Raw genomic sequence first — 12,969 nt, forward strand, 5'->3', positions numbered from 1 at the left:
CGGGCCGGAGGTCATCATCCGGCGGTGCCGGTCCACCACGGCCGCGAGGTCCCCGGCCCGCTCGCCGGAGACCTGGCGGACGACGTGCTCGGTGATGGTCGCGAAGGCGACCGACTCGTTCACGGCGAAGAGCGGCAGGTGGTGCCGCGAGCACGCCGCCACGAGGTCCTCCGGCACGCTCCCCAGCTCCGCCTCACCGGCGGCCAGCGCGGCCACCCCGGCCTGCACCAGCAGGCGGACGAACGGCTCGGAGTCGTCGGCGTCCCGACGCCAGGCCAGGCCGGTGAGGACCAGTTCCCCGCCCGAGAGGTAGCGGCTGGGGTCCCGCAGGTCGGTGGTCATCACGCCCCGGACGGAGCGGTCCAGCTCGTCCTCGCCGCCGAGCAGCTTGAGGCCCAGCGCGTCGGTGTCCAGCAGTGCGCGCAGCCGCATTCTCGTCGCCGCCGATCTTTGTCTCGAAGTGTTCCAGGTCACCCGGGTGTGCCGCCCGTTTTCCGGAGGGACCAGAGGAAAGCAAGGAGGTTACTGAGGGCCTCCTTTCATACGAATCTACAAGATGCCCGCCCTGGCCAGCGAACTCCTTCATGGTTTCTGCGACTGACCCTGGTGGAGTACCGGGCGGTGTACTGAGGTCACTCCACGTGAACAGCACATGAACGAGCCGGGCCCGCCGCACACGGATTGGCTCAATCTGTACGACTCACCAGACGAAGACGAAGAAGAGAGCCGGTCATGGACTTCCTTCGCCCCGCCAGCTGGGAGGAGGCGCTCGCCGCGAAGGCCGAGCACCCCACCGCTGTGCCGATTGCGGGTGGCACCGACGTGATGGTCGAGATCAACTTCGACCACCGCCGGCCCGAGTACCTCATGGACCTGAACCGCATCGGCGACCTCTCCGAATGGGAGGTCGGCGAGGACTCCGTACGGCTCGGTGCCTCCGTGCCCTACACCGGGATCATGGAGAACCTGAGCACCGAGCTGCCGGGTCTCGCCCTCGCCTCGCACACGGTCGCCTCCCCGCAGATCCGTAACCGCGGCGGCGTGGGCGGGAACCTCGGCACCGCCTCCCCGGCGGGCGACGCCCACCCGGCGCTGCTCGCCGCCGGCGCGGAGGTCGAGGTCGAGTCGGTACGCGGCAAGCGGCTGATCCCGATCGACGAGTTCTACACGGGCGTGAAGCGCAACGCGCTGGAGCCCGACGAGCTGATCCGCGCCGTGCACGTCAAGAAGGCCGACGGGCCGCAGCAGTTCTCCAAGGTCGGCACCCGCAACGCCATGGTCATCGCCGTGTGCGCCTTCGGCCTCGCCCTGCACCCCGAGACCCGTACCGTCCGCACCGGCATCGGCTCGGCCGCGCCCACGCCCGTCCGGGCCAAGGCCGCCGAGGAGTTCCTGAACGCGGCGCTCGCGGAGGGCGGCTTCTGGGACAACGGAAAGATCATCACGCCGTCGGTGGCCAAGCAGTTCGCGGACCTGTGCTCCGCCGCCTGCAACCCGATCGACGACGTCCGGGGCACCGCGAGCTACCGCCGGCACGCGGTCGGCGTCATGGCCCGCCGGACGCTCACCTGGACCTGGGAGTCGTACCGCGGCGCCCGCCACACCGAGGAGGGAGCCGCGTAATGCGTGTCAACTTCACTGTCAACGGACGTCCGCAGGAAGCCGACGACGTGTGGGAGGGCGAGTCCCTGCTGTACGTGCTGCGCGAGCGGATGGGCCTGCCGGGCTCCAAGAACGCCTGCGAGCAGGGCGAGTGCGGCTCCTGCACGGTCCGTCTGGACGGCGTTCCGGTGTGCTCCTGCCTGGTCGCGGCCGGCCAGGCGCAGGGCCGCGAGGTCGTCACCGTCGAGGGCCTGGCCGACTTCGCCAAGGAGCGCGCCGAGGGCTGCGCCACCGGCGCCTGCGGCAGCGGCGCCGCCAAGGGCACCACGCTCGACGAGGCCAAGCGGTGGCAGGCCCGGGGCTCCGACTCCCATACCGGCGAGGGCACCGAACTGGCGCCGATCCAGCAGGCGTTCATCGACGCCGGCGCCGTCCAGTGCGGCTTCTGCACGCCCGGCCTGCTGGTCGCCGCCGACGAGATGCTGGAGCGCAACCCGAACCCGACCGACGCGGACATCCGCGAGGCGCTGTCGGGCAACCTGTGCCGCTGCACGGGCTACGAGAAGATCATGGACGCGGTCCGCCTGGCCGCGGCCCGCCAGTCCGAGGGGGTCTGAACATGGCTGCCACCGGCGCACCCACCAAAATCACCCAGGGGTCCCAGACCAAGGGCGGCATCGGAGAGTCCACGCTCCGCCCGGACGGCACCCTCAAGGTCACCGGCGAGTTCGCCTACTCGTCCGACATGTGGCACGAGGACATGCTCTGGGGCCAGATCCTGCGTTCCACGGTCGCGCACGCCGAGATCGTCTCCATCGACACCGGCGAGGCCCTCGCGATGGCGGGCGTCTACGCCGTCATGACGTACGACGACCTGCCGACCGAGGTGCGCAACTACGGCCTGGAGATCCAGGACACCCCGGTCCTCGCCCACGGCAAGGTCCGCCACCACGGGGAGCCGGTCGCGATCGTCGCCGCCGACCACCCGGAGACCGCGCGCCGCGCCGCCGCCAAGATCAAGGTGGAGTACCGGGAGCTGCCCGTCATCACCGACGAGGCCTCCGCGACCGCCCCCGACGCGATCCTCGTCCACGAGGGCCGCGACGACCACCACATCGGCCACGTCCCGCACCCCAACATCGTGCACCGCCAGCCGATCGTCCGCGGCGACGCCGACGAGGCCGCCAAGCGGGCCGACGTGATCGTCAAGGGCGAGTACTACTTCGGCATGCAGGACCAGGCCTTCCTCGGTCCCGAGTCCGGCCTCGCGGTGCCCTCCGAGGACGGCGGCGTCGAGCTGTACGTCGCCACCCAGTGGCTGCACTCCGACCTGAAGCAGATCGCCCCGGTCCTCGGCCTGCCCGAGGACAAGGTGCGGATGACGCTCTCCGGCGTCGGCGGCGCGTTCGGCGGCCGCGAGGACCTGTCGATGCAGATCCACGCCTGCCTGCTGGCGATGCGCACCGGCAAGCCCGTCAAGATCGTCTACAACCGCTTCGAGTCCTTCTTCGGCCACGTGCACCGCCACCCGGCGCGGCTGTACTACGAGCACGGCGCCACCAAGGACGGCAAGCTCACGCACATGAAGTGCCGGATCGTCCTGGACGGCGGCGCCTACGCCTCAGCCTCCCCGGCGGTCGTCGGCAACGCCTCCTCGCTGTCGGTCGGCCCGTACGTGATCGACGACGTGGACATCGAGGCCATCGCCCTCTACTCCAACAACCCGCCCTGCGGCGCGATGCGCGGCTTCGGCGCGGTCCAGGCGTGCTTCGCCTACGAGGCGCAGATGGACAAGGTGGCCAAGGAACTCGGCATGGACCCGGTGGAGTTCCGCCGGATCAACGCCATGGAGCAGGGCACGATCATGCCGACCGGGCAGCCGGTCGACTCCCCGGCCCCGGTCGCCGAACTCCTGCGCCGCGTCAAGGCGATGCCGCTGCCGCCGGAGCGCCAGTGGGAGTCCAGCGAGGGCGCCGACGTACGGCAGCTGCCCGGCGGCCTGTCCAACACCACGCACGGCGAGGGCGTCGTCCGCGGCGTCGGCTACGCGGTCGGCATCAAGAACGTCGGTTTCTCCGAGGGCTTCGACGACTACTCCACCGCCAAGGTCCGCATGGAGGTCGTCGGCGGCGAGCCGGTGGCCACCGTGCACACGGCCATGGCGGAGGTAGGTCAGGGCGGCGTCACCGTCCACGCGCAGATCGCCCGAACCGAGCTGGGCGTCACCCAGGTGACCATCCACCCGGCGGACACCCAGGTGGGCTCGGCCGGCTCCACCTCGGCCTCCCGGCAGACGTACGTCACCGGCGGTGCCGTGAAGAACGCCTGCGAGCTGGTGCGCGAGAAGGTCCTGGAGATCGGCCGCCGCAAGTTCGGCTCCTACCACCCGGCCTGGGCCACCGCCGAACTCCTCCTGGAGGGCGGCAAGGTCGTCACCGACGGCGGCGAGGTCCTGGGCGATCTGGTCGACGTGCTGGAGGGCGAGGCCGTCGAGGTCGAGGAGGAGTGGCGGCACCGGCCGACCGAGGCCTTCGACCTGCGCACCGGCCAGGGCAACGGCCACGTCCAGTACTCCTTCGCCGCGCACCGCGCCGTCGTCGAGGTCGACACCGAACTCGGCCTGGTCAAGGTCATCGAACTGGCCTGCGCCCAGGATGTCGGCAAGGCGCTCAACCCGCTCTCCGTCATCGGGCAGATCCAGGGCGGCACCATCCAGGGCATGGGCATCGCGGTGATGGAGGAGATCGTCGTCGATCCCAAGACCGCGAAGGTCAGGAATCCCTCCTTCACGGACTACCTGCTCCCCACGATTCTCGACACGCCGACCATCCCGGTCGACGTGCTCGAACTCGCCGACGACCACGCCCCGTACGGGCTGCGCGGCATCGGCGAGGCACCCACCCTGTCGTCGACTCCGGCGGTCCTCGCGGCCGTCCGGAACGCGACCGGGCTGGAGCTCGACCGCACGCCGGTACGACCGGAGCATCTGACCGGTACGGCGTGACAGGGGGTGTCGTTCGGATCAGGCCGACTCCAGGCAACGGCGCCCATGGAACCGAGCCGAGCGGGGTCTGGTGCGTGCAGCTGCAAGGCGGAGGAGGGCGTCAGGGCGGAGCCCTGGCAACCGACGACAACGCCGCAGATGTGCGTGCCAGGCCACGCGACCCCGGCAGGATCCGAACGACACCCCCTAATCCTCCGGGCGGCGCACGGAACGTCACACACTCCGCGCCGTCCGGAGTACAGCCCAAGTCCCGCTCCGCTCGCGGTGCTTGAGTACCACCACACATGCGTTCGCCTCGGGCCGTCCCCCGGGTCGTGCATATCCCAAATCCCGCGACCGCCCCAGCGGCCGACCGGGTGCACCTATGAACCTTGGGAGACGGCCCCATGACCCAGCAGTCAGTGGAGCCCAAGACCACCGCCGATGACGCGGGCGCGGGTTCCCGCGTCCCCGCCGGACGGTCTTGGCTCGACCGGTACTTTCACATAACCCACAGAGGGTCGACGATCGCGCGTGAGGTGCGCGGCGGCACCACCACCTTCATGGCGATGGCCTACATCGTCCTGCTCAACCCCGTGATCCTGTCCGGCAAGGACGCCGCGGGGGACACCCTGGGCCAGAAGGCCCTGATCACCGCGACGGCGCTCGCCGCGGCGGTCACCACGCTCCTGATGGGATTTGTCGGCAAGGTGCCGCTCGCCCTGGCCGCCGGACTCTCGGTGTCCGGTGTGATCGCCGGCCAGGTCGTTCCCCAGATGACCTGGCCGCAGGCCATGGGCATGTGTGTGATGTACGGCGTGGTGATCATGCTGCTCGTGGTCACCGGGCTGCGCGAGATGATCATGAACGCCATCCCGCTCGCCCTCAAGCACGGCATCACCATGGGCATCGGCCTGTTCATCGCCATCATCGGCCTGGTCAAGGGCGGCTTCGTCCACCCGGGCAAGGCGACCCCGCTCACCCTCGGTCCCACCGGTGAACTCGCCGGCTGGCCCGTCCTGCTCTTCGCGGGCACCCTGCTCCTCATCTTCATGCTCCAGGCGCGCGGCATGCCCGGCGCGATCCTGATCGGCATCGTCACCGGCACGATCGTCGCGGCCCTGCTGAACGCCACCGGGGTCATCGATCCCGAGCAGTGGGCCAACGGAGCCCCCGAGCTGCACGGCAGCGCGGTCTCCATGCCGGACTTCTCACTCTTCGGCGACCTGGAGTTCGGCGGCTGGGGAGAGGTCGGCGCCATGACGGTCGGCATGATCGTCTTCACTCTGGTGCTGGCCGGGTTCTTCGACGCGATGGCCACGATCATCGGCGTCGGCACCGAGGCCAAGCTCGCCGACGACAAGGGCCGGATGCCGGGCCTGTCGAAGGCGCTCTTCGTCGACGGCGCGGGCGGCGCGATCGGCGGTGTGGCGGGCGGCTCCGGCCAGACCGTCTTCGTGGAGTCCGCGACCGGCGTCGGCGAGGGTGCCCGCACCGGGCTCGCCTCCGTGATCACCGGCCTGTTCTTCGCGGCCTGCCTCTTCTTCACCCCGATCACCGCGATCGTGCCGCAGGAGGTCGCCTCCGCCGCGCTGGTCGTCATCGGCGCGATGATGATGATGAACGCCCGGCACGTGGACTGGGCCGACCGGGCCACCGCGATCCCGGTCTTCCTGACCGTCGTCCTGATGCCGTTCACGTACTCCATCACGGCGGGTGTCGCCGCCGGCGTCATCTCCTACGTCGCCATCAAGGCCGCCCAGGGCAAGGCCCGGGAGATCGGCGCGTTCATGTGGGCGCTGACGCTGATCTTTATCGTCTACTTCGCCCTCAACCCGATCGAGAGCTGGCTGGGCGTGCACTAGCCGCTGCCACGGGAACCCCTTCCATATCACCGCTCTGTGAGGAGACCGACAGATGCTGGACATCGCCGAAGAGCTGAACCGGTGGGTCGAGCAGGGACGCGACTTCGCCGTGGCCACCGTGGTGGCCGTCGGCGGCAGCGCCCCCCGCCAGCCTGGCGCCGCCCTCGCGGTGGACGCCGACGGCACGGCGATCGGCTCGGTCTCCGGCGGCTGTGTGGAGGGGGCCGTGTACGAGCTGTGCCGGCAGGCGCTGGACGACGGCGAAACCGTCCTGGAGCGCTTCGGCTACAGCGACGAGGACGCCTTCGCCGTGGGTCTGACCTGCGGCGGCGTCATCGACATCCTCGTCACTCCGGTACGGGCGGACGACCCCGCCCGTCCGGTCCTCGCCACCGCGCTCACCGTCGCCGCGCGAGGGGAGGCGGCGGCGGTGGCCCGGATCGTGCGCGGACCGGCGGAACTGACGGGCCGCGCGCTCGTCGTCCGCCCGGACGGCTCCCGCGTCGGCGGTTTCGGCGCCCACCCCGAACTGGACCGCACGGTGGCCGCCGAGGCGGGCGCCTTCCTGGACGCCGGCCGCACCGGCACGCTGGAGATCGGAGAGCAGGGCTCACGTTGCGGAGCACCGCTTACACTTCTGATCGAGTCCTCGGTCCCGGCACCCCGCATGATCGTCTTCGGCGCGATCGACTTCGCCTCGGCGCTGGTCCGGGTCGGCAAGTTCCTCGGCTACCACGTGACGGTGTGCGACGCGCGCCCCGTCTTCGCGACGCGGGTCCGCTTCCCGGACGCGGACGAGATCGTCGTCGAGTGGCCCCACGAGTACCTCGGGCGCACCGAGGTCGACGCGCGCACGGTGCTGTGCGTCCTGACCCACGACGCCAAGTTCGACGTACCACTGCTCAAGCTGGCGTTGCGCCTTCCGGTGGCCTACGTCGGCGCGATGGGCTCCCGCCGCACCCACCTCGACCGCAACACCCGCCTGCGCGAGGTCGGCGTGACGGACCTGGAGCTGGCCCGTCTCAGGTCCCCCATCGGTCTCGACCTCGGCGCCCGCACCCCCGAGGAGACGGCCCTCTCCATCGCCGCCGAGATCGTCGCGGCCCGCCGCGGGGGCACGGGCGCCTCGCTGACCGGCGCCCACACCCCCATCCACCACGACGGCCCGACGGCACCGGCCGGCCGCATCGGCTCGGTGGCCTGAGACCTGAGAGCCGTCTCAGGCCCCGCCCGGCCCCTTCCCCGCCTTCCGTGACAGCGAGACGTCCGCGACCACCGGCCGGTGGTCCGAGGCCACGGGCTCGTCCGGCACCGAGGCGCCGTACACCCGCACGCCCTTGCCCACGGCCACGTAGTCGATCCGCTTCACGGGCGCCGCGGCCGGATACGTCCCGCCGGTGCCCGTCCCGGCGTCGCGCAGGTCCGCCCACAGCGGTCCCAGTTCGAGGGCCGAGGGCTCGGCGTTGAAGTCGCCGAGCAGCACCTGCCGTACCCCCGGCAGCGCCGCCCGCTCCCGCGCCATGATCCGCCGGGTGTCGGCGACCTGCGCCGCCCTGACCGCCGGGTCGGAGCGGTAGTCGAGGTGGGTGACGAACACCTGGACCGGCACCCCGCGCACCTTCAGCGTCACCTCGCCGAACCCGGGCGCGGGCGCCGGCACCGGGTTCTCGTCCTGGGTGGACAGGCGCGTGATCTCGTGATTCGTCGCGGAGCGGATCGGGAAGCGGGACAGCACCGCCACGCCGTACTCGCGCCGCGGGCTCCCGGCCTCCACGGGGTCGAGGCTGTAGATCGGCGCGAACGACACCCGCATGCCGAGCCGTCGCCCCAACTCCTCGGCGATGTCGAGCCCATGACTGCGCGAACCCCAGTGCACGTCGACCTCCTGGAGGCCGATCACATCGGCCTCGAGGGCGCGCAGTGCGGCGGCCTGCCGGTCGAGGTCGAAGACGCCGTCCGACCCCGTTCCGGCGTGGACGTTGTACGTGGCGACGCGCAGCGGGACGGGGGTGCCCCGGTCGGCGGAGGCGGCCGGTGCCGCCACCGCCAGACTCAACAAGGCACCGGCTGCGGACAGTTGGACGAGAGTGCGCGCTCTGGCAGACATGCCGGCACGGTACGCGGGAAACGCCCGGGGCGTGGCGTACGGCGCGATTCCGTCCGCGGCCCGTACCTCGTACGCAACCCGTGGTTCACGGACGTCGCAGGAGCCGGTTGACCGCGCGGCCGAAGACGTACCGCCCCGCGCGGCCCAGGACGCCGTCGAAGAGGGACGGCAGCGGGCGGACGCGCAGCTCCTCGCGCCACAGCACGCGGGTCCGGCCGCCGGGGCCCGGGTGGACCTCGATCTCCGCCCAGCCCCTCACCAGCCGGCCGCGTTTCTCCAGCCGGCACCGGCCGGGGGCGTCGTCCCGAGGCGGCTCCCAGACGGTCACCTCCATCCTGTCGTCGAAGGCGAGCGGGCCGGCGCCCGTGCGGGCCACGATCACCGTGCCCCGGCGGGTGGGGCCGGGCGTGCCGACGGTGACCCGGGTCAGCGGCACGGCGTCGCCGTGCCGCTGCCATTCGGTGAGCCGGCGCCAGGCCTCGTCCAGCGGGAGCGGGGCGGTGCGTTCGAGCGAGAAGGTGGCCACGGGACGATCGTAGGCAACCGACCGTGAGTGGCCGGCGACAGACCTTGCCCGGCTCGGCCGCGCCGGGGGCCGGCAGCTGGGGGGCCGTCGCGAGGACGTAGCCGCGTTTCTTGAGCGCGTCGGCGATCCGAGGGGCTGTTCCTAGCGGGTACAGACGCAGTTTACAGGGCAAATCGAATGCAGGTTCGAGGTAGTGGGGGTGTTCAGCGGGTTACTCAGCCGACACGCAAGTGACGGTGAGAGAGAGGAGGACCCCGTGAGCGAGAGTCCCCTGGGCGACAGCCCCGTGAGTGGACGCGTCTGGCGCCGGGCCCTGGTGACCGGCGGCGCCGGATTCGTGGGATCCCACCTGTGCGGCCGCCTGCTCGAAGCCGGCACCGACGTCGTGTGCCTCGACAACCTGGCCACCGGCTCCCGGGGCAACGTGGCCGACCTGGAACGCCATCGCGGCTTCCGGTTCGTCCACGCCGACGCCACCGACCCGGCCGCCGTGCGCCGCCTGCCCGGCCGGTTCGACCTGGTCCTGCACTTCGCCTGCCCGGCCTCGCCCGCCGACTACCTCCGGCTGCCCCTGGAGACCCTCGACGTCGGCAGCACCGGCACCCGCAACGCCCTGGAGCGTGCCCGTGCCGACGGCGCCCGCTTCCTGCTCGCCTCCACCTCCGAGGTCTACGGCGACCCGCTGGAACACCCGCAGCGCGAGACCTACTGGGGCAACGTCAACCCGACCGGCCCGCGCAGCGTCTACGACGAGTCCAAGCGCTTCGCCGAGGCGCTGGTCACCGCCCACCGCCAGGTGCACGGCACCGACGCCGCCATCGTCCGCATCTTCAACACCTACGGCCCCCGCATGCGCACCGGCGACGGCCGCGCCGTGCCCACCTTCATCGCGCAGGCCCTGGACGGCATGCCGCTCACCGTCGCCGGCGACGGCGGCCAGACCCGCTCCCTGTGTTACGTCGACGACACCGTCGACGGCGTCCTGGCCCTCGCCGCGTCCGGCGAGAGCGGGCCGATGAACATCGGCGGCGCCGACGAGATCACCATGCTGGAACTGGCCCGCCGCGTCGTCGAGCTCACCGGCTCCGGTTCCCGCATCCGCTTCGTCGAGCGCCCCGTCGACGACCCCGGCCGCCGCAAGCCCGACACCACCCTGGCCCGGGAACGGCTCGGCTGGCAGCCGCGGGTCGGGTGGAGCGAGGGCCTGGAGCGGACCATCGGCTGGTTCGCGCACTCCGTCGCCGCGTGATCCGTGGCGTATGCAGTCACTGAGTGCGACATAGCGGGTCATATCCGGAAGTGAGTTGTCTCCAAGTGTTTGAGGCGACTGCGCCGCGGCACCCGCGAGCCGAGAGTGACCAAGAACAACCAGAGAGACCCAGCACGACCAGAGAGACCGAGTAACACCCACGAGCCGCCCGGGACGGAGCACCCCCCATGCGCATCCTTGGTATCAACGCCCTGTTCCACGACCCGGCCGCCGCACTCGTCGTCGACGGCCGGACCGTTGCGGCCGCCGAGGAAGAGCGCTTCAGCCGCCGCAAGCACGGCAAGCGTCCGGTGCCCTTCTCCGCGTGGGAGGTCCCGGAACTGTCGGCTCGGTGGTGCCTGGAACACGCCGGGGTGCGGCCCGGGGAACTGGACGCCGTCGCGTACTCCTTCGACCCCAAGCTCGCCCGGCCCGCCCGGGACATGGGCCTGGACGACCCCTGGGACCCGCTGCGGCTGGAGTACGCCCGCCGCGCCCCCGAGTTCCTCGCCGAGGCGCTGCCCGGGCTCGACCCCGACCAGGTCGTCTTCGTCCCGCACCACGTGGCGCACGCCGCCTCCGCCGGACCGGCCTCACCGCACCCCGACAACGACGTCCTCGTCCTCGACGGGCGCGGCGAGTCCGCCTCGCACCTGGCCGGACGCTACCGCGACGGCAAGCTCGACACCCTCGCCACGCAGGCGCTCCCGCACTCGCTCGGCCTGGTCTACGAGGAACTGACCGAGCACCTCGGCTTCCTGCGCAGCAGCGACGAGTACAAGGTGATGGCCCTCGCCTCCTATGGCACCCCCCGCCACCTCGACCGCCTGCGCGAGCACGTCCACGCCACCGGCGACGGGGGCTTCCGCGCCCACGGCGTCGACTGGGCGGCCCTCGCCCCGGCCCGCGCCAAGGGCGAGGACTGGACGAAGGACCACGCCGACCTGGCCGCGAGCACCCAGGCGGTACTGGAGGAACTGCTCCTCGAACTCGTTCACTGGCTGCACCGCGAGGCCGGGGGAGAGGCCCTGACCATGGCCGGGGGTGTCGCGCTCAACTGCGTCGCCAACTCGGCGATCGCCGCCCGCGGCCCGTACCGGCACGTGTGGGTGCAGCCCGCCGCCGGTGACGCGGGCACGGCCCTCGGCAGCGCCCTGCACGTCTCCGCCGCCCAGGAGGGCACCGCTCCCGAGCCCATGCCCGGCGCCGACCTCGGCCGCGGCTGGAGCGACGAGGAGATCCGCACCTGGCTGGAGACCGCCGCGATCCCCTACGAGGAGCCGGACGACATCGCCGAGACGGTCGCCGAGGAACTGGCCCGGGACGGCGTCGTCGCCTGGTTCCAGGGGCGCAGCGAGTTCGGGCCGCGCGCCCTCGGCCACCGCTCCCTGATGGCCCACCCGGGCCGCGCCGAGAACCTGGAGCGGCTCAACCACGTCAAGGGCCGTGAAGAGTTCCGCCCCGTCGCGCCGATGGTGCTGGCCGACCGCGCCGCCGACATCTTCACCGGGCCGGTCCCCAGCCCGTACATGCTCTTCGTGCACGACGTCGCCGCCGCCTGGCGCGACCGCATCCCCGCCGTCGTGCACGTCGACGGCACCGCCCGCATCCAGACCGTGGAGGAGCGCCGCGAACCGCTCGTCGCGCGGATGCTGAACGCCTTCGAACGGCGCACCGGACTGCCCGTCGTGGTCAACACCAGCCTCAACACCGCCGGGCGGCCCATGGTCGACGACCCGCGCGACGCGCTGGAGTGCTTCGGCTCCGCACCCGTGGACCTGCTGGCCATCGGGCCGTTCGCGGTCCGACGGGGGGAGGCGTTCGCATGAGCGGCGCACCCTCGACCGGCGGCCCCATGACCGGCTACGCCGTGGTCGTCCCCACCCTCGTGCGCGACACGCTGGCCGACTGCCTGGCCGCGCTGGCCGCCGCGACCGGACCCGGCCCCGACGAGATCATCCTCGTCGACGACCGGCCCGGACCGGACGCCGACCCGGACGCGCTGGAACACCCCCTGTCCGTCCTCGGCGACCTGCGCGAACGCGCGGTGGTGCTGCGCAGCGGGGGCCGGGGCCCCGCCGCCGCCCGCAATACCGGCATCCGCGCGGTCACCTCGTCCTGGACCGCCTTCCTCGACGACGACGTGCAGGTCGGCCCGCACTGGTGCGACCAGTTGGTCCAGGACCTCGCCGAGGCGGCCCCCGACACCGGTGCCGTGCAGGGCGTGATCGCCGTGCCGCTGCCCGGCGAGCGCCGCCCCACCGACTGGGAGCGCGGCACCGCCGGTCTCGCGCGGGCCCAGTGGATCACCGCCGACATGGCCTACCGCACGGACGTGCTCAAGCAGGTCGACGGCTTCGACGAACGCTTCACCCGCGCCTTCCGCGAGGACGCCGACCTCGCGCTGCGCGTCCTCGACGCGGGCTGGCGCATCCGGCGGGGCCGCCGTACCACCCGCCACCCCGTACGCGACGCCTCCCGCTGGGCATCCCTGAAGCAGCAGCGGGGCAACGCCGACGACGCCCTGATGCTGCGGCTGCACGGCCCCGACTGGTGGGCCAAGGCGGTGGCGCCCAAGGGCCGTATCCGACGCCACGCGGCGATCACCGCCGCCGGCGCGGCCGCCCTCGCCCTCGC

The 12,969-nt window shown here is 72.0% G+C and carries 11 protein-coding genes; 8 read left to right on the forward strand and 3 right to left on the reverse strand.

The window, feature by feature from the left end; all coding sequences use genetic code 11:
- The coding region (locus tag EBH09_RS28960; protein ID WP_193776595.1) for a PucR family transcriptional regulator ligand-binding domain-containing protein at positions 1-432 on the reverse strand (432 nt) is incomplete at its 3' end.
- A gap of 300 nt (positions 433-732) precedes the next feature.
- On the opposite strand from EBH09_RS28960, the gene EBH09_RS28970 reads away from it, so the two are divergent.
- The 5 genes from EBH09_RS28970 (at position 733) to EBH09_RS28990 (ending at position 7,654) form a co-directional block, all read left to right on the forward strand.
- Complete coding sequence (locus EBH09_RS28970) at positions 733-1,623, forward strand: xanthine dehydrogenase family protein subunit M (RefSeq protein ID WP_121749874.1); 891 nt, start codon at positions 733-735, stop codon at positions 1,621-1,623.
- Positions 1,623-2,219 (forward strand): (2Fe-2S)-binding protein, encoded by a 597-nt coding sequence (locus EBH09_RS28975; protein WP_121749875.1) that lies wholly within the window; start codon positions 1,623-1,625, stop codon positions 2,217-2,219. The genes EBH09_RS28970 and EBH09_RS28975 overlap by 1 nt, the downstream gene beginning before the upstream one ends.
- 2 nt (positions 2,220-2,221) lie before the next feature.
- Positions 2,222-4,606 carry a molybdopterin cofactor-binding domain-containing protein gene (locus EBH09_RS28980; RefSeq protein WP_121749876.1) on the forward strand — a complete coding sequence of 795 codons (2,385 nt, stop codon included), beginning with the start codon at positions 2,222-2,224 and terminating at the stop codon, positions 4,604-4,606.
- Between the two features lie 386 nt (positions 4,607-4,992).
- Entirely contained in the window at positions 4,993-6,450 is a 1,458-nt protein-coding gene (locus EBH09_RS28985) for an NCS2 family permease (protein ID WP_121749877.1), read from the forward strand.
- Positions 6,451-6,502: 52 nt separating this feature from the next.
- Positions 6,503-7,654, forward strand: coding sequence for an XdhC/CoxI family protein (locus tag EBH09_RS28990; RefSeq protein WP_121749878.1), 1,152 nt, complete (start codon positions 6,503-6,505; stop codon positions 7,652-7,654).
- A 15-nt stretch (positions 7,655-7,669) separates the two neighbouring features.
- Here EBH09_RS28990 and EBH09_RS28995 read toward each other — a convergent pair whose 3' ends face one another.
- Together EBH09_RS28995 and EBH09_RS29000 are read right to left on the reverse strand one after the other, a co-directional pair.
- A complete protein-coding gene (locus EBH09_RS28995; RefSeq protein ID WP_193776596.1) occupies positions 7,670-8,557 on the reverse strand; it encodes an endonuclease/exonuclease/phosphatase family protein in 888 nt (295 codons plus the stop codon).
- An 85-nt stretch (positions 8,558-8,642) separates the two neighbouring features.
- Entirely contained in the window at positions 8,643-9,083 is a 441-nt protein-coding gene (locus EBH09_RS29000; protein WP_121749880.1) for an SRPBCC family protein, read from the reverse strand.
- 256 nt (positions 9,084-9,339) lie between these two features.
- Here EBH09_RS29000 and EBH09_RS29010 point away from each other — a divergent pair, with 256 nt between their 5' ends.
- The 3 genes from EBH09_RS29010 to EBH09_RS29020 form a co-directional block, all read left to right on the forward strand.
- On the forward strand, positions 9,340-10,332 hold the full coding sequence (locus tag EBH09_RS29010; RefSeq protein WP_121749881.1) for a UDP-glucuronic acid decarboxylase family protein: 993 nt from the start codon (positions 9,340-9,342) through the stop codon (positions 10,330-10,332).
- A 188-nt stretch (positions 10,333-10,520) separates the two neighbouring features.
- Positions 10,521-12,161: a carbamoyltransferase C-terminal domain-containing protein gene (locus tag EBH09_RS29015; protein ID WP_121749882.1), complete on the forward strand. Its 1,641-nt coding sequence runs from the start codon at positions 10,521-10,523 to the stop codon at positions 12,159-12,161.
- Positions 12,158-12,969: glycosyltransferase (locus tag EBH09_RS29020; protein WP_238697563.1), on the forward strand; the 812-nt coding region annotated here is incomplete at its 3' end. The genes EBH09_RS29015 and EBH09_RS29020, both read left to right, overlap by 4 nt.

The organism is Streptomyces sp. E2N166, assembly GCF_003671715.1.
In the GTDB taxonomy this organism is placed as follows: domain Bacteria; phylum Actinomycetota; class Actinomycetes; order Streptomycetales; family Streptomycetaceae; genus Streptomyces; species Streptomyces thinghirensis.